The organism is Sneathiella aquimaris (genome assembly GCF_026409565.1).
In the GTDB taxonomy this organism is placed as follows: domain Bacteria; phylum Pseudomonadota; class Alphaproteobacteria; order Sneathiellales; family Sneathiellaceae; genus Sneathiella; species Sneathiella aquimaris.
The window spans coordinates 471,545-488,085 of sequence record NZ_CP112881.1 but is presented as its reverse complement, the minus strand read 5'-3'; the positions used below and the strand labels follow the sequence as shown (position 1 = coordinate 488,085).

Here is a 16,541-nt window from a genome sequence, read left to right as displayed (position 1 = left end):
CCTCCTATTGGCTAATGGTTACAACAAGATCTCCCCGTTGCGGAGCATCGGTATCTAATGGCGCAAAATTACCAAGAGAGATTTTCGGCAATACCTCTGTCACTGTTACCAGGCCCAGCTCTTTTTTACGGAGCATCAGCAATTCTCCCGTTGCAGGATCCGTCAGTTTTTTGAGAATACGTTCGACACGGAATTTATCGTTCATCTTCAGGCCCGTTTCAGCACCTGCATTGATGTAAACCTCGCCGCCATCGAAGTCGACCACCTGCCCTGTCCAGGGAAGGTTATCTGTTTTGGCGGCTATTTGCTGAACCGCTTTGGTAATACATTTGCGCGTGGCTTCACCAAGCGGGGTTTTCAAAAACTGATTGGTCCCCAGACTGACACCCTCATAGCCGACATTTATATCCCATGATGAATTATCGATCTGCTCAGAAACCCGATACACTTCCTCCACTTGGGACGTGGTGGCATTCACCAGCCGGATATCCATGGCAACCTTGCCACTGGCCGTCTGCCGGGAAAGCCCGACGCCAAGCATTTTTCCCAGACTTCCACCGGACAGGCCCAAACTCATCCCACCGCCAGAATCCGCCGCGCCAAATTCGGTAACGGATCCATAAATCAGGAAATTGGTTCCTGTAACCTGCCCTAGGGCGGGCCCTGTGGTCGCACTGGTAACGCCTTGCCCTTTCATTTGCTGTTCCGCAAGAACCTGCCCCATATTGGCCCGCTCCAGGACAATAAACCGTTCACTTTCAACAAGGGCCGTTGTCATCATCGCGGATATGCCCCCGCCGATATCCCAATCACCATATTGCTGTTCAAACGATCCGATTGCGTCAAACTTACCAACGGAAACAACCCGTTTTGGACCTTTAATTTCCTGAACTGTATCCGTCAGTACCGGAATTTTTTCTTCATCGGCCTTCGCAATCCCGCCCAGAAGACCGACAATCACAAGAGCACTCAAAAACACGTTTAAAGGGGAATATCCAACACGTAACGGTTTTGCAATCATGACAAATTCCTAGCTTTAAAGTTAATTATTCAGGGATCTTCCACCGACAGCCAATCCCCGGTTTCTTTGACTATTTTATATCTTTCGACCAACGAACCATCCTGTGTCACGATATCCAGTATCAAACTATCCGTCTGGTCCTTGATCTCGCCAAGTTTCAAGCGTTTGTTCCCGTTTCGGATTAATTGATATTCAGCGATCAAACGAACGGACTTTATGGTTGGACCATCCGGACCATAGGCCTCTTTCGTCAGAGCTCCGGCGCGAGAGCGCCCCAGACCAGCGTTTATCGGAACCTCAGGCGGAGGAGAAATCGTGGATTTATTTTGAGAGGCGGCTAATTGGTCCATCAAATGTGAAAGAGCGGTTATTTGGGCGGCAAGAGATAGAAAGTCTACCCGTCTGTCTCGAGACTCCCGAAAAACATATGGATATCCAAGCTGGCTTTGCGCCCGTGCCTGCGCGGCTTCGCGATTCTGGTTCGCTTTTTCAAGCCGGTCATCATCTGCAAAGGCGGGTGTTCCGACAAGAAAAGGTACAGCCAACAACATCAGCTTTGAGATGTGATGCAAGCGTGTCGCGAAAGACAGCCTTAACAAGAGGGAACCCCTTGCGGCAGGACTGGAAAAGATCACCCTGCTCTCCATTTTTATTAATTTGAACTATCTAATATAGAGGGATTAGGCTGTCAGGACAAGAAATCTTCATGCCCATGACCAGTTATTCAGACCGAAACCAGCAGGAAGGGTGAGGCCTGCAAAGCTCTTCTCTTGATAAGGGTGGGCAACGCACGAAGGGTGGTTTCCGGTCGGGGCTTTACCGACTATCCATGCAAACGACGGAGTTGTTTTTATCCTATTCAATAGGTCAGCGTACTCTTACCTGACCTGCAGTATGTAGGGCCGTTGCCGAACAGACAGGCCACGCGGACCCAGAAACAGCAGTTTCTTATGCAGCACTAAAAAGCCACCTGCTGGCCCATGTTGTTTTCTTTGGCTTTTGTTACAACAAAATGTGCCACGGACAGATCCTGCGCGGCTATACCAAGAGATCGGTAAAGTGTTATCTGATCATTGTCCTGTCGCCCGTTGATTTCCCCAGACAAAACAGCGCCGATTTCACCCTGAATATCGTCTTTTGTGATTAGACCTGCTTTTATCATATCAACTATTTCGCCCGCTTGCGCTTCTGCGGAAGGCCAATAGTCAACCCAAACGCGGGACCGCAAGATTGCTTCATCGTCCAACTCACGCATGGTTGGGATGGACGAACCTACCGCGTTTATGTGGGAACCACGGGTCAGCCAGCGGCCCTCAATGATCGGTGCGGGAGACGCGGTGACCGTACAAATAATATCAGCCGTTTTTACCGCCTTTTCCACGTCGGTACCCGAGCAAAAGCGAATATTGGGATATTTCTGAACTGCCCGCGCAATAAATTGCGCCGCTTTTTCTGCAGAACGCCCCACAACTTCTACAGTTTCAATAGGTCGTACTGCACATATGGCATCCAGATGGAATTCTGCCTGCTCTCCATATCCAACAAGAGCAAGGGATGACGCCTCTTTCCGGGCCAGAATATCTGTTGCGACACCGCTTGCTGCCGCCGTGCGAATTGCAGTCAACAGGCCCGCATCCATCATCGCGATGGCACCTCCGGTTTCACTTTCAAACAGAACAATCGCACCGCGATGCGATGACAATCCGAGCGATGGATTATTCGGGAACAGGCTGACCAGCTTAACCCCGAAACAGGCCGGGTCGGTTATCGCGCCCGGCATGACTCCCATTTTATTAGCACCGCCCACCGGGATGGCCGTGCGAAGCGGCAAGGTTTCTGTGCCGCGTGACACGGTTTTCATTATATCAGAAACCACGGGAATGGCGGCGTCCATGGGTAGCAGTCGGGCCACATCATCATTGCTCAGAATAATCATTTCTCTCGCAGACCTCCCTCACCCCATTGTGGTCCGGTTAGCCCCAAATTCAGGGTTTCCTCCAACAATGATGTGTAAGATTCGGGGCGAATAACATAAGGGAAATGCCCTCCCCACAGAAACCGATAGGCAATCTCTGGCTTTAACCGGGCTCTGACAGACTGCCGCATATCATCCGGGATCAGCGGGTCATCTTCGCTTTCAACCGTCACGGAATTTGCCTGATATTCTGATAATTCCGGACCAAATTTCAACGCAGACAACCGCGCGCGAAGTTCTTTTTCCAGAATACGGCCATTGACTTCGTTAAGCAGCATCTCAACTAGATCACTTTGCTCGGGGTGAGTTTCCTCCCACAAACGAAGTCCCATTTCAAATCCTTGACGCAATTCTTCGATAGGGGCAGCGTCCAAATCTGAGGAATAAGGGGCCCGCTGATCCATACCAACAACCGAATGCAGTGTGTTTGCCGCGATCAGGACCGACACTTTTTCGGGATGAGCCGATGCAAAATACTGAGCCAGATAGCCCCCAAGGGATGACCCTAAAATACTCGCGTGGTCGATCTTCAGTTGTTCAAGCAACAACATCAAATCCTCGGACCAGTCTTCAATGCCGCCACTATTCGGATAGCTAAGAGCCACAAGGCGCAGGCGATCAGACAGTGCCTCTATCTGTTGCCAGAAAATATCTGCGCGGCCCAACGTGCCGGGAATTAAAATCAGCGCAGGCCCGGAGCCCACATCCAGAACGCCCCAATCCCGCCCATTTAACATCCTCCGCGTTTCAGGGTGGCGCGAAGAAAAAGCGTCCCGTGCTTTTATCAGTGCGTTTATCATGCGAACGGGTCCTCACTCTTAGGCCAATAATTCGGTTTTCGTTTGGTATAGGGTATGTTGGCAAAATCCGGTGTAATGGCACCGGGCGTGGCGACCGGGATCACTTTACTGGCAATCGGATTAAACCCTGCCTGATAGTGGTTGGAGGACTTGACGCAAATATATTTGTAGTCTGCAAGAGAAATCCCCAGCTGCTCAAACGCTTGAGGATGAAAGGTCTGGGTTCGAATATCGTTGACGATAATATCAATCCCCTCGCACTGCAGCCAAACCGTTTCCCCCATAGGCACAGGCAAAGTTCCAAACATTTGGCTGGCACCGGAAAGGCAGCGCTTAACGGTGACAACCAAATCCAGGGGATCTCCCGACATCGGACCACATTTCCCCCCCAACCGAAGTGGAAGCGTGGCCCCTTCTCCCGCTTCTCGGCAAATGCGCACCGCAATCGGATCCCAGAAGATACCCGTTGCAACAGACGTCATATTGCGATCCAGCATCGCTTTAAGCATAAAGGTTGAGTCAGATGGCGCGCCTCCGCCTGCATTGTCAGACATATCAGCAAGCACAACCGGTCCGTTTTGTTCAGCTTCTGCTCTATCCAATGCCGTCTCAATATCAATATTTTCAGAGAGTATTTCATGCCTAAGGGCGTATAGGCGCTGTCCAAGGTCAGTCGCAACAGCGGTCGCTTGCACAGCATCTCCGTCACAGATAGCGAGCGCCCGGGTCCCCGTTCTGGGGTGATCTCCCCATGGAAAACCATGTGCGATAGACAAGGACAAAATGCCCTCTTTTCCTTCTCGCGCACTCATTTCATCGACAAAACCCCGCATTGGCGCATGAGGGGTGGGCATGGCAAGGATCATTTTACAGTCATAGTCGCGCATGACCGGCTTAACATGCCCCAACGCTGTTTCCCGCGCCAGACGAAATAAATCATCTGCCCGTTCTGGAATATCCACATGCGGATACTCTTTAAAGGGTACCAGAAGATCGGCCTTTGTCATCATGATGTCTGTCAAATGACAGTGTGGGTCAAGCAAACCTCCGATGATGGCATCGGGGCAGATTGCCCGGCATTTTTCGATTAGATCGCCTTCGCAATCATCATACCCATCAGCAATCATCGCGCCGTGAAGCGCCAACAACACAATTTCGACGGGTCCGTGCTGTTCCAGATCATGAAGAATTTCATCGCGAAAGCCTTCATATACCTTTTTCACAGTAGGCCCCGCAGGCTGCGCATGTGCAGACAGGCTTTCAACTACAGACCAACCCTCAGCTTCCGCCAACCGGCGCCAGACATGCAAAGGCGACGTCCAGTATTGGATCGGGTCTGACGTTGCATTTCCATGATGGATAGCCGCCTCTTCGAAGCTCAGCATCCCTGTTGGCAAAGGCGAGAAAGAATTTGTTTCGGTACTCAAACCCGCGATAAAAACTTTCATTTCTTATTCCTTGTTCTTCAAGTCTTCCGCCTGCTCCAATCCGGTGAAACGGATGCTCAAACTGGCAATCATATGAATTAGTATGAGGACAAATGCGATCGGCACGGCAGCGGTGAACCAAATCATTGAAACAGGCAGCAGTTCAGCCTGACGCGCCAGACTGCGCCCCAGAAAGCCAAAAGTGATGTTCATATTGGCCCCAAATAAAGAATACCAGATCACCGGCAGGGTAAAGAGCAGAACCCCAACGGCCCGAATGACGGCCAGCATTGTTCCAAGGGGACCTCTGATTGCGACCATTGCCGGAAACAGCGTTGGGTCTGCCCGGTAACGGAACGCGGCGGATGCACCTAACATACCCGCCCACACCATGGCCCGCCGGGACAATTCCTCCGTCCATACCGGCGGGGCGTCCAGCAGATATCGCGCGAATACCTGCCAGGAAGCCGCCATAACCATGACCAATACCGCCGCGACAGCCCCCCAAAGGGCAATCCTGTTTAACTGCGACGATATCTGATCAAGTGTTACTGCAATGGCGCGCATGAAATCAGTTCCCCTTGGCTTTCTCCCATTCGGTAATCTGATCCTGACTGATCAAACCACTGTTATAGGCAGGCGCAGACGCCGCCCGGAAAGCATCCCGTGCAGACTGATCCAGGCGTTGAATTGAAACTCCTGCAGCTTCCAGCTTTTGAAAAACCGCATCCTGCTTTTTCAGCCACTCCCGGTTGGCCATTGTTGCCGCTTTTGCCGCAGCATCCACGGTAGCCCGATCCTTTTCACCCAGGCCCTGATACCACATCTCGGAGACGATGGTGATCCGAAGGGATGGTGTAATCGCGGCATCCGTGAAATGCTTGATAAAGTCAGTATGACCAAACAACAGGGGCACAAAAGCCGGGTTCAGATATCCATCAGCAACCCCAGTTTGCAAGGCGTTTGGAACCTCCGCCCAGCTGACAATCGTGCCCGCAGCGCCCCAGGCTTTATATAGTTCGATCTGACTTTCATCCAGCGCCCGCATCCGCAAACCGGACATGTCTTTAACAGATTTGATCGGACGTTTTGTATTGAAAATACCAGACGCTTGACCAACGGAATTAACTGCAAGAACCCGAACGCCGGCGGGCGTTGTTTTGGCGTTGATCTTGTCCAGCATGCCGCCTTCATTCAGGGCCTTGTCGACTTCTGCCATATCTTTAAAGAAATATGGAAGACGCAACCCATAAATCAGGCTATCCAACGACCCCACAATATTCAGCGGGGACATGGAAACTTCAAGCAATCCCTGACTGATCTGATCGAACAATTCGTCATCACCGCCCAGTGATCCACGCTGATATTCCTCAGCCTTGATCCCGTTTTTGTTCAGATATGTACTAAAGCTGTTTGCCCAGACATAACTGCCGGATGCTTCCAGATTTTGCGGACTGTCCAGCGCAATTTTCACGTCTGCAAGGGCGGGCTGCACAAAGGCGCTGGTGGCAGCAACCAAAGCACCAAACAGGATTTTTTTATATTTCATTGAACCTCTCCATATTAGTTATTTTGAATAAAACCTTTTGACTACCCTCCTCCAACGAAGCCAAAGGCACGCGGTAAAAACAGACTGAGGGCGGGCACCTCAATCAGCAAAATCAGAACCGCAATCTGTACAACAACAAAAGGAATAACGGATCGGGCAAGGCGCCAGTAATTGACACCCGTAACCGTGGACACAACCAGTAAGCAGCCCCCAAGTGGCGGGGATACAAGCCCAATACAAAGATTAAAGCACAGCACAATACCCAGATGCACCGGATCGGCCCCGTGGGCCAACGCAACGGGTGCAAGAAGCGGCACGAGAAGAGCCAGCGCAACCGGAATATCAAGCACCATACCGGCAATCAGAAAAACCACGTTCAGAACCAGCATATATCCCGCAGGACCCAGGCCGAGGGCCGCAACGATGTCCGAGATGGCTTCGGGAATCCTTTCGATCGCCCCAAGATAGCCCAGTGCGGAAACCGCGCAGATAATAATGAAAATAGACCCGGACAACATTGCTGTTCTGCGCAAGCCCTCAAGAATGGATGCCCATTTCAATCCTTCATAGAACCAGCCTGCGCCCAGTGCTGCAAACACGGCAATTGCGGCGGCCTCTGTCGGGGTTGTCCAGCCGAAAACGATGCCGCCCAGAATAATCACCGGCAGAAGCAACGCAGGCAGTGAGTGGAGGAGAGTAGCCGCAAAAGGAGGCGCCTCACCTTTACTCACCTTCGGATGATCTTCCTTCCAGGCGAATACAGCATTTACAGCAATCAGCGCCGCCGCCAGAATCAATCCGGGAATGATCCCCGCCAGAAAAAGCGACGTCACAGAGGTTCCCATCAACGCGCCATAAAAAATCAGAATGATCGACGGCGGAACAATGGGTCCAATAATCGACGACGCAGCGGTGATCGCACTGGCATAGGTCAACGAATATCCGCGTTCCTTCATAGCCGGGACCAGCGTATTGGATAACGCCGCTGCATCCGCCACGGCAGATCCGGAAATACCTGCAAAGAAGACACTGGTCAAAATATTGACATGCCCAAGCCCACCCCGCAACCGACCAACCAAAGCCATGGACAGATTGATCAGCGCCTTGGTTACGCCGCCGCGGTTCATAAATTCACCCGCCAGAATAAAAAGCGGCATCGCCATCAAGGCAAAAACATCAATTTTCGAGAAAATCTGTTGCGGCAATATGGCCAGATATCGTTCGTTCCCGGTTGACCAGAAGGCCAGTACGGCACTTCCACCGATTACATAGGCAATGGCAAGGCCCGAGCCCAGCAAGATCAACGCAATAAAGGGAACCAGCTGTATCATGCAGAAAGCCCTGCCCTGTCTGGCGATAAGTCTGCGGCAACGACCCCTTCATCCTGAATGTCATCGGGAAGCGGATCCCCCATTACCAGAGCTGCGGCCATTCTTGAAAGGGCGGGTGCAGATTGAATGCCGTAACCGCCTTGCCCTGCCAGCCAGAAAAAACCGTCCGCCTGTGAATCGTACCCGACAACGGGACATTTATCTGCGACAAAATTGCGGAGACCGGCCCATTTATGATCAATATACCGCACAGACAAATCAAACGCCTTTTCGATCCTGTCGATACAAATGGCCACATCCAGATCTTCCGGCTGCGCATCGCAAGGTTGGGAAGGGGTCTCGTCGGCCGGGGACAGTAACAATTTGCCCGCGTCTGGTTTCATATAGAATTGTTCATCGATATCAACGATCATGGGCCAATGATCGATTGTCTGGTCTGCTGGTGGGGAAACCAGCAGGGCTGTCCGTCGTTTGGGGACTAGCCCAATGGGCTTTATCTTTGCCAGTCGGGCCAAATCGTCCGCCCATGCGCCTGCCGCATTGACGACAATTGGCGCGTTGAAAATCCCGGCATTGGTCGATATCCGCCATCCGTCTGATGACTTTTCAATATCCTGCACCTCGCAGGATGTAAGGAGGTCCCCCCCCTGTGATTTGAAGGTTTTCAAATAATGCTGATGCAGCAAGTCGACTTCGATATCCGCACAGCCTTTTTCCATAAGAACACGATCCACATACTCCGCCCGCAGGATCGGAACTGTTTCCTTTGCCTCGGACAGAGAGACCGGGACAACACCGCCTCCCAGTTCGAGCCGCGTCTTTTCAAAGGTTTCGGACTGATCCTTGCGGGCAATGAAATACAAACCCCGTGGCCTTAACAGGCCGGTTTCAATAAATCTGGAGTCTGGATTATTGAAAAAATGTCCGGAAGCCCGCGTCAGGGCGCGAATGATCGGGGGCCCGTAGATACTTGAATAAAGCGCAGCGGAGCGGCCTGTTGTGTGATATCCCGGCTGGCTTTCGCGTTCCAACAGAAGAACCCGGGCCCGGCTCGAAAGCTCGGCAGCGATTGATGCCCCTGCTATTCCGGCTCCGACAATCACAATATCACAAGACTTACCCTGCACATTCACCCCCATTTGTTTCTTTAAACCGTAACACCAATTTTCCGATTGGAAAAGTGTTTTTTCCGATTGGAAAATTTTGTGGTGTTCAGGAACAAGGCATTCTATACTTTGCCAATGAGTGATATTTCCCAAACCGATACCCAGCGACTTGATTTTGGTCGCCGCTTACGTGACTTGCGCAGCGAAAGAGGCTGGACGTTATCAGAAGTCGCCCAAAAGTCCGGCCTTGCCATCTCCACGATCTCAAAAGTAGAGCGTGGCGTCATGTCGCTGACCTATGACAGATTGGCCTTATTGGCATCCGGTTTGGGTGTGGACATGGCCACTTTCTTTTCAAAGGATGGCCAGAACTTTGAACCCGGTAGCTTTGCAGTTGCCCGAAATGGAGAATTCGAACGACAGGAAACCGAGAACTATGTCTATGAGATGCTGTTTCCATCCCTTTGGCATAAATCCATGACCCCAATGATGGGAACGTTAAAAGCCCACGATGTTCTCGATTTTGATGCGTTTGTCAGTCACCCCGGTCAGGAGTTTCTGATGGTCCTTGACGGTACGATCACCGTTCATCTGCAAGGAAAAGACCCGGTTCGCCTCAACGAAGGTGACAGTATATATTTTGACAGTACCCGCGGTCATCTTTACGCCTCAGCGGGGGATCAGGACGCCCGAATACTTGTTGTCTGCACCGACACTGAAATTGGCGAAGTTCTGTCGGGATCATCGAAATAACCCGAAAACTACCACCAGTCTTCCCGAATCAAATTGCCTGAAAAGGCACCAAAACTGCCATTTATGGTTAACAAAACATAACCTTGAGTTGCGGTATTGTACCATCACAGATCGTCCGGTAGTAATTTATTAAAATTTTATTAATTTTCTTGGCAGCACTCTTTTTTTTCGATCTATTAGGTTTTCGGCATGCAGGTTACTTACTCAATGAGGGGATCAAAATGAAAAAATTTATCGGAGGCGTAATCGTACTGGCGGCTTTGGCTGTCACATCTTTTGCCCAAACTTCCGAGGCTGCCCTCGTTGGCACCGTCAATACAGGCGAAGCGGCCTATGACATGCTCGCACCAGGCGACATAAGCCCGTCTCCCGCCATTAATATTGTCCGCCATCCAAACTGGGTTGCTGCCCCGGGTAGCGCTGAATGGATTGGGCAGACAAACGGCAATGTGTCAGACCCAGCTGGCGACTACACATTTTCGACAACATTTGATCTTACCGGATTTGACCATACAACAGCACAGATCAATGGTTCAGTCGCAGCCGATAATTCAGCGGCCTTCTTCCTGAACGGAAATGCTCTGGGGATTAACGTGGTTGGCTTTCAGGCACTGACCAATTTTGCCATCAATAACTTCTTCATCGCAGGCGAGAACCTACTTGAAGTCGTTGTGACCAATTTTCAGGGAAGCGGCACCAACCCAATGGGTCTTCTGATTGCCGGATCTGAAATTACAGCGGTCTCCGCCGTTCCACTTCCTGCCGCGCTGCCTCTTTATGGCGCAGGCTTGCTGGCAATTGGTTATGTAGTTCGTCGGCGCAAGTCAAAAGCCTAAGTCGCGAAGACAAAAGACATCTTAAAAAGGGCAGTTTAATACTGCCTTTTTTTTTATTGCAACTTCTTTAGTATTGGACATATTTCGAACCGTTCACTTCTGCAAATACAGTAAACGCGTTGTCCTGGCTGGGCTTGGCAAGCAGCGAAAGAAACACAAAAAAACACCCCACCGCCACAAACTTTCCTCTTCAACTTTGATGATCGAACACACTGCCTTGCCAGTTCGGGTGCGTTAACAAAAGAGCTTGCGCGATAACATTGACAAAACTTTACGTCAGAAACATATGGTCAATCAGACCTGAGCAAATGTGGCAACGCTCGTATTAATTGAAAAAACACTGCACCTTTCTCTTTTTTCGTTGTTCTTCTTCTTATTTTCGCCTTTATAATAAGGTTGTCTGTTTACAGGAAATACGAAACCCAGTTTGAATGATGGTATTGATCGTTATTAGAAAACTCTTCAAATGCGCACTTGTTGCCGGAAGTTTTACATTATTGGGCAACCTTGCATTTGCACAGACTGAGACGGAGTGCACTGAAGTCAGTATCGACTTTTCGGCGTCTGGCACCATGACCCAGAAAGAGAAAATTGCTGCAATGGACCGTGCACTAAACCGGTCATTAAATAAATATGATACCTGCACGACCTCTGACTCCAATGCCTCTTCTACGGAAAATGGAGGCGGCGAAGGTGGGGCAGGACAGGATCAGGGGTCTTCTATACAAGAACAATCGACACAGGCAACCGGCATTTCGGGCACAGCACCACCACCGCCCGTCTCAACCGCCCCCGAAACTTCACCTGAAACTTCGCCCGAAACAACCGCAACCCAGATACCGCCAATATCAAGGCCGAACGGAAAAGCGCCAGACGATATTCCTGCCGAGAATAATGATGATATTTTAGCTCAGAGAATTCGGTCTGCGGCCGAAAACGAGCCCGACCCGGTGAAACGGGAAAAATTATGGAACGAATACAGGAAGTATAAAGGCTTACCGCTTAAAATGGCCAATTAACACAGGAACATAGATATGTACTTTTGGAAAATTCTTGGCTGGATGGGATGTGTCTGCTTTTTGCTGACCAGCTGTGTCACACCTAATCTTTCAATGCGGGTCGGCCCCAAATTTTCATCTGATGTAACAAAGACCGTTGTGACATCGAAAGAAGTTTCCCAAACCAAACTGGATGTAATCATCCCTGTATTTGATCCTGGCATTCCTGAAGATAGCGCTGTTCTGGAAGAAGAACGTATTTGGCCCGAGCTTCGAAGAGCTGAATCTGTTCGTTTTGCACTGCAGTTAAAGGAAGAGCTTGAAAAAACCGGCCAGTTCGGTGCTGTAAGGGTAACTCCAAACACAGAAGCAACCGGGGATATTTATGTCGTCGGCACAATCGTAGAATCAAATGGCAAAGACATTGAGTTTGATCTCAGCGTTTATGACATCACGGGAGAAAAATGGTTTTCTGACACATATGACCATGAAGTTTCCGAGAGATTTCACGACAATATTCGAAACAATGGAAAAGACCCCTACCAACCCGCCTTTGAACAGGCGGCAAAAGATCTGGCGGAACTACTGAGCAATCAGAAACCCGCAGATATGGCTGTGTTGCAGTCAGTCACAGAAATGCGTTTTAGCGCCAATTTCTCGGAAGAAGCCTTCGCTGAGCATTTGAAAGTAGATGGCAATAAAATCGAGTTGGTCAGTCTGCCAAGTGATGATGATCCAATGTTAAAACGTACGCGGGCTATTCGTGTAAGAGATCAGCTGTATACGGACAACCTGCAAAGCCATTACGAAGAATTCAATAGCAAATTATCGGCAAGTTATGAAATCTGGCAACAACAGGCGTTAAAAGAAGAAATTGCGCTAGAGGAAGCCGAGAACAAAAAAATTGGTCAGGCTATTTTAGGAGGGCTTCTTCTATTAGGTGCAATTGGCCTGGCTGCTGCCGGCGGGAATAGTGGAAATTCGGGCAGACAGAATGCAGCCTTTGCAGGTGGCATGATTGCGGGTGCTGGCGGCGCCCTGTTAATTGGCGAAAGCTTCCGGACCAGTGAAGAATCCAAGTTTCATAAAGAGACGTTAGAAGAACTTGGAAAATCCATCGATCAGGAGGTCGCCCCTCAGGTCGTCGAATTTGAAGGCAAGACCAAACAGATCACTGGCGACGCTGCCGCTCAGTTTGCAGAATGGCGCGCCTTTTTGAAAGAAATCTTCGAACAGGAACAAACACCTGCAAAACAACTCTGAACCGGTCTCGTAGATGCTGCAAAAACAATTAGAGGAAGCCGCGACAAAAACACGCCAAAGTGTTCTTATCTTTGGCTTAAGTGCCGCCGTCATTCTTCTCGCTGCCACCTCTTTCTTCTTATTTTCGCGCCCTTTCTCACCTCCCGAGGCAACAGGTCCGCAATCAGGGTCGCAGACAGAGGTAAAAGCTGGCAACTCTGCTCACAACACTCAGCCAAAGATAACGGAACTTAAAAATCCAGCCCCTGCGGCAGGGGAAGCGTCCCCAGACACACCCAACCAGCAGGATGTCCTGACACGGATTGCCAAATTTGAAGAAGAGATCGAACCGTCTTTCAAAAACCCGGACTTCAAGGCATGGAGCGGGCAACGATCAGTGGACCTAAAGGCTGGAAAGGAAGAAGCCATAAATAGCCTTGCCTTGGGAGACAATACCGCAGCTCACAAGAAGATTACCCGCCTGATAGACGACGGGAATATTCTAATTCAGGAGTTTGAAGGCGAATTTGAAGCCGCGATGGACAATGCTCGTACCGCGTTTAAACTGGATGCTTTTCAGGCAGCAAATGAGGCCATCGAAAACGCCCTTACGATAAAAAGTAAAGACCCCCAAGCCCTTGACTTGCAAGAGAAAATCAAAAAACTCCCAGAGATCTTATCGTTAATGGAACAGGCAGAAATTGCGCAAACGGAAAATAATCTGCAAATCGAATATCAACATTCCTTAAAGATTGCGCAATTGGACCCCAGCCGGAACGCTTATGCTCAAAGAGCAGCGGAAATCGAGGCGCTTCTGCTTGACCAAAAATATGAAGACATCATTGTCAGTGGCCACGAAGCCTATGAAAATTCAAACCTGGCAGCGCTAAAACAAACAACCCGATTAGCGGCATCCCTATTCCCTGAGCGGGCTGAAACGAAGGCACTTGAAGACAAGCTTCTCTCGCTCAAGCGCCAAACCGCGTTTAACAACTTTCTGAGCGACGCACAGACCTCCATCACCGATGACAATTGGGAACAGGCCTTGAATGCGTTTAAACAAGCGCAAACCTTGAACCCCGATGATCAACGGGTCGTCGCTGGAATTACCCTTTCCACTCAGATTGCAGGGCATATTAACGCTCTTCAAAGCTTCAATGCCAATCCAGAGCGCCTTGCAAGCAAAGGGGTTCTGCAAAACGCTGAAAAACGGCTTGAGCAAAGCACTCTATTCAAATCTGTCAGTGCAAAGCTTAAATCACAAATTGCAGAACTGGATGCCAACATCGCGGCCTATAACACGCCCTTGTCGATCACTGTTCTGTCCGATGGACTTACCGACGTGTCAGTCAGGGGCGTCGGGCAGGTGGGTATCGTTTCTGAATATGTCATCAAGCTAAAACCGGGGACCTATCGCTTCGAAGGGAAACGGAAAGGGTATAAAACTAAGTCTGTTTCCCTTACCCTTCTTCCGAATACTTCTAACATCCAGGTTAAAGTCATAGCAGATGAGCGAATTTAAAAAGCAGATTGAAAAAGCCCAAACAAGGCAACGGGTGATCATTTTATCCTCTGCTGTAATTGCGTTGGCCGCGTTTCTGATTATGGCTGCTTCTGTTTTCCTGCTCAAAGGCACAATCATCCAAATACAGCCGTTAGACGCACAGCAAAATGCCAGGGTATCTGTGTTAAATGGAATGGCGGTGTATTTTGACGGCTCCCTCCTCTCACTTTCTCGGTTTCCAACCATTGAAGTCTCCAGTGAGGGATTTAAACCCGGCCGAAAACAAATCTCCGCTCAGGAAGAAGGGGCTGTCGCTCAAATTACGCTAGAGCCTTTGCCGGCCACTATCAGGCTCACTACAAACATCGACAATGAAGACACCGCCTGGTTCATTAACGGTCAGCGCGTAGAGGTCACATCTTCGCTGGTCAGGGAATTAGAGGCTGGCGAGTACAAGATTACCGCCTCACATCCTTATTATGATCCGGTGACGCTGCCCCTCACGTTGAAACGTGCGGATCTGGTCGAAAAACAAATTGATCTTAGTCTCCTGACCGGTCGTCTGGAAATAAGCTCACTTCCAAAAGAAGCCCAGCTTTCAATTGGCTCAAAAGACCCCGTTCTTTTACCCGTCAATGAACAACTCACAGGCGGTCAGTATCAGCTAACCATTTCAAAAGAAAATTATGTACCAATTACCGACAGTGTCGAAATTACAAACACCAATAAAGTAATTGTCCGCCAATACCGATTGAAGCAGAGACCTGCTTCCGTGAATATTTCGGTTTTTCCCACTGGCGGAAAACTGACCCTGAATGGCAAACCGGTGAAGACCGGTCAAGCGTTAGAGCTGTCTCCCAATCAGCGCTATTTTCTAAAATATTACAAAAAGGGATTTGGCAGCACGGAGAGAACACTCAACCTGTCCCCAGGGCAAACCGTTTCCCTGGCTCTCAAACTCAAGCTAAAACTCGGAAATGTGATTCTAAAGGCCAGTCCGGCGGCCTCTGTTTTTATCGACGGAAAGCCAGTTGGTAACACCCCGTTAAGCCTCAGGCTGCCAGCATACGAGCATAAAATCTCGTTTCATAAACAAGGATACCAGACGGAAGTCCGCACCATTTTACCGTCCCCCAAAACGGATAAGTCTTTGACGGTGACACTATCAACGCAAGCCGAGGCGCGACGGAGCAAAGCCAAAGCGTCCTACAAAAACGCCCTTGGTCAATCGATGATCCTGTTCAAACCGAACAAAATCATTTTGGGGGCGCCACGCTCAGAAAAAGGACAGCGGGCCAACGAGTTCATTCGCAATGTAACGTTAAAACGGTATTTCTATGTTTCCGAAACGGAGGTAACAGCAGCCCAGTTTCGACAGTACAAACCGGGGAAAACGACGACTGCATCGTCCTTACCGATTACGAATGTATCCTGGCTGGAGGCCGCCAAATTTTGCAACTGGCTCAGTCAACGGGAAAATCTGGAACCCTTTTACCGAATTAAAAAAGGTCAGGCAGTGCAATTCAATCCACAGGCAAATGGCTACCGATTGCCTAGCGAGGCTGAATGGGAATGGCTCGCCCGCAAGGCCAACAAGCGGCAACAAACAAAATTTACATGGGGCGATGAGGATATTATTCCAGAAGAGGCCGGTAATATTGCCGACGAAGCTGCCCGCGGTAAAACACGGTTTTTTGTGCCAAACTATATTGATGGCCATGCAACGGTTGCCCCTGTTTCCAGCTATCCCAAAGAACCGTCACAATTGTTTGATATATTTGGAAATGTCGCGGAATGGGTAACCGATTATTATTCTTTACTACCGCCCGACAAAGGAGCGGAATTTGTTGACCCTCTGGGAGCGGAAGTCTCGGATAAGCATGTGGTGAAGGGCGCAAGTTGGGCGTCCGGTAGTCTCACTGAACTACGCCCGTCTTTTCGCGCACCCGCTATGGACGGTTCTGATAAAATCGGTTTTAGAATAGCGCGCTACCTATAG

Annotated in this window: 15 protein-coding genes; 6 read left to right on the top strand and 9 right to left on the bottom strand. The window is 49.9% G+C overall.

All coding sequences use genetic code 11. The annotated features are described in order from the left end of the window. Window positions 1–4: 4 nt before the first annotated feature. The 9 genes from OIR97_RS02275 to OIR97_RS02235 all read right to left on the bottom strand — a co-directional run bounded on the left by OIR97_RS02275 (window position 5) and on the right by OIR97_RS02235 (window position 9,230). The gene (locus tag OIR97_RS02275; protein WP_169544095.1) at window positions 5–1,021 is read right to left on the bottom strand and encodes a CsgG/HfaB family protein; all 1,017 of its coding nucleotides are present in this window, start codon (window positions 1,019–1,021) and stop codon (window positions 5–7) included. A gap of 29 nt (window positions 1,022–1,050) precedes the next feature. After that, the gene (locus tag OIR97_RS02270; RefSeq protein WP_169544094.1) at window positions 1,051–1,656 is read right to left on the bottom strand and encodes a hypothetical protein; all 606 of its coding nucleotides are present in this window, start codon (window positions 1,654–1,656) and stop codon (window positions 1,051–1,053) included. Between the two features lie 323 nt (window positions 1,657–1,979). Beyond that, entirely contained in the window at window positions 1,980–2,957 is a 978-nt protein-coding gene (locus OIR97_RS02265) for an ornithine cyclodeaminase family protein (protein WP_169544093.1), read from the bottom strand. Then, window positions 2,954–3,796 (bottom strand): alpha/beta fold hydrolase, encoded by an 843-nt coding sequence (locus OIR97_RS02260; protein ID WP_169544092.1) that lies wholly within the window; start codon window positions 3,794–3,796, stop codon window positions 2,954–2,956. Before OIR97_RS02260 ends, OIR97_RS02265 begins: the two co-directional genes overlap by 4 nt. Then, a complete protein-coding gene (locus tag OIR97_RS02255; protein WP_169544091.1) occupies window positions 3,793–5,244 on the bottom strand; it encodes a M81 family metallopeptidase in 1,452 nt (483 codons plus the stop codon). Before OIR97_RS02255 ends, OIR97_RS02260 begins: the two co-directional genes overlap by 4 nt. A 3-nt stretch (window positions 5,245–5,247) precedes the next feature. Beyond that, window positions 5,248–5,790, bottom strand: coding sequence for a TRAP transporter small permease (locus OIR97_RS02250; protein WP_169544090.1), 543 nt, complete (start codon window positions 5,788–5,790; stop codon window positions 5,248–5,250). Between the two features lie 4 nt (window positions 5,791–5,794). Next, entirely contained in the window at window positions 5,795–6,772 is a 978-nt protein-coding gene (locus OIR97_RS02245) for a TRAP transporter substrate-binding protein (protein ID WP_169544089.1), read from the bottom strand. A 41-nt stretch (window positions 6,773–6,813) separates the two neighbouring features. Further along, window positions 6,814–8,103 carry a TRAP transporter large permease gene (locus OIR97_RS02240; protein WP_169544088.1) on the bottom strand — a complete coding sequence of 430 codons (1,290 nt, stop codon included), beginning with the start codon at window positions 8,101–8,103 and terminating at the stop codon, window positions 6,814–6,816. Further along, entirely contained in the window at window positions 8,100–9,230 is a 1,131-nt protein-coding gene (locus OIR97_RS02235) for an NAD(P)/FAD-dependent oxidoreductase (RefSeq protein WP_219821640.1), read from the bottom strand. The genes OIR97_RS02240 and OIR97_RS02235 overlap by 4 nt, the downstream gene beginning before the upstream one ends. Window positions 9,231–9,344: 114 nt before the next feature. Here OIR97_RS02235 and OIR97_RS02230 point away from each other — a divergent pair, with 114 nt between their 5' ends. From OIR97_RS02230 to OIR97_RS02205, 6 genes are all read left to right on the top strand, one after another. Further along, window positions 9,345–9,962: a helix-turn-helix domain-containing protein gene (locus OIR97_RS02230; RefSeq protein ID WP_169544086.1), complete on the top strand. Its 618-nt coding sequence runs from the start codon at window positions 9,345–9,347 to the stop codon at window positions 9,960–9,962. A 221-nt stretch (window positions 9,963–10,183) separates the two neighbouring features. After that, window positions 10,184–10,798 carry a hypothetical protein gene (locus OIR97_RS02225; RefSeq protein ID WP_169544085.1) on the top strand — a complete coding sequence of 205 codons (615 nt, stop codon included), beginning with the start codon at window positions 10,184–10,186 and terminating at the stop codon, window positions 10,796–10,798. Window positions 10,799–11,229: 431 nt separating this feature from the next. Further along, the gene (locus OIR97_RS02220; protein ID WP_169544084.1) at window positions 11,230–11,817 is read left to right on the top strand and encodes a hypothetical protein; all 588 of its coding nucleotides are present in this window, start codon (window positions 11,230–11,232) and stop codon (window positions 11,815–11,817) included. A gap of 15 nt (window positions 11,818–11,832) precedes the next feature. Then, a complete protein-coding gene (locus tag OIR97_RS02215; RefSeq protein ID WP_169544083.1) occupies window positions 11,833–13,059 on the top strand; it encodes a hypothetical protein in 1,227 nt (408 codons plus the stop codon). 13 nt (window positions 13,060–13,072) lie between these two features. Further along, window positions 13,073–14,560, top strand: coding sequence for a hypothetical protein (locus OIR97_RS02210; protein WP_169544082.1), 1,488 nt, complete (start codon window positions 13,073–13,075; stop codon window positions 14,558–14,560). After that, the gene (locus OIR97_RS02205; protein ID WP_169544081.1) at window positions 14,547–16,541 is read left to right on the top strand and encodes an SUMF1/EgtB/PvdO family nonheme iron enzyme; all 1,995 of its coding nucleotides are present in this window, start codon (window positions 14,547–14,549) and stop codon (window positions 16,539–16,541) included. The genes OIR97_RS02210 and OIR97_RS02205 overlap by 14 nt, the downstream gene beginning before the upstream one ends.

Excerpts from the sequence above, each read along its gene's own strand:
- OIR97_RS02230 (WP_169544086.1), top strand. The coding sequence starts at position 9,345 with ATGAGTGATATTTCCCAAACCGATACCCAGCGACTTGATTTTGGTCGC.
- OIR97_RS02275 (WP_169544095.1), bottom strand. The coding sequence starts at position 1,021 with ATGATTGCAAAACCGTTACGTGTTGGATATTCCCCTTTAAACGTGTTT.
- OIR97_RS02220 (WP_169544084.1), top strand. The coding sequence starts at position 11,230 with ATGATGGTATTGATCGTTATTAGAAAACTCTTCAAATGCGCACTTGTT.
- OIR97_RS02260 (WP_169544092.1), bottom strand. The coding sequence starts at position 3,796 with ATGATAAACGCACTGATAAAAGCACGGGACGCTTTTTCTTCGCGCCAC.
- OIR97_RS02215 (WP_169544083.1), top strand. The coding sequence starts at position 11,833 with ATGTACTTTTGGAAAATTCTTGGCTGGATGGGATGTGTCTGCTTTTTG.
- OIR97_RS02210 (WP_169544082.1), top strand. The coding sequence starts at position 13,073 with ATGCTGCAAAAACAATTAGAGGAAGCCGCGACAAAAACACGCCAAAGT.
- OIR97_RS02245 (WP_169544089.1), bottom strand. The coding sequence starts at position 6,772 with ATGAAATATAAAAAAATCCTGTTTGGTGCTTTGGTTGCTGCCACCAGC.
- OIR97_RS02250 (WP_169544090.1), bottom strand. The coding sequence starts at position 5,790 with ATGCGCGCCATTGCAGTAACACTTGATCAGATATCGTCGCAGTTAAAC.
- OIR97_RS02255 (WP_169544091.1), bottom strand. The coding sequence starts at position 5,244 with ATGAAAGTTTTTATCGCGGGTTTGAGTACCGAAACAAATTCTTTCTCG.
- OIR97_RS02265 (WP_169544093.1), bottom strand. The coding sequence starts at position 2,957 with ATGATTATTCTGAGCAATGATGATGTGGCCCGACTGCTACCCATGGAC.
- OIR97_RS02240 (WP_169544088.1), bottom strand. The coding sequence starts at position 8,103 with ATGATACAGCTGGTTCCCTTTATTGCGTTGATCTTGCTGGGCTCGGGC.
- OIR97_RS02205 (WP_169544081.1), top strand. The coding sequence starts at position 14,547 with ATGAGCGAATTTAAAAAGCAGATTGAAAAAGCCCAAACAAGGCAACGG.
- OIR97_RS02225 (WP_169544085.1), top strand. The coding sequence starts at position 10,184 with ATGAAAAAATTTATCGGAGGCGTAATCGTACTGGCGGCTTTGGCTGTC.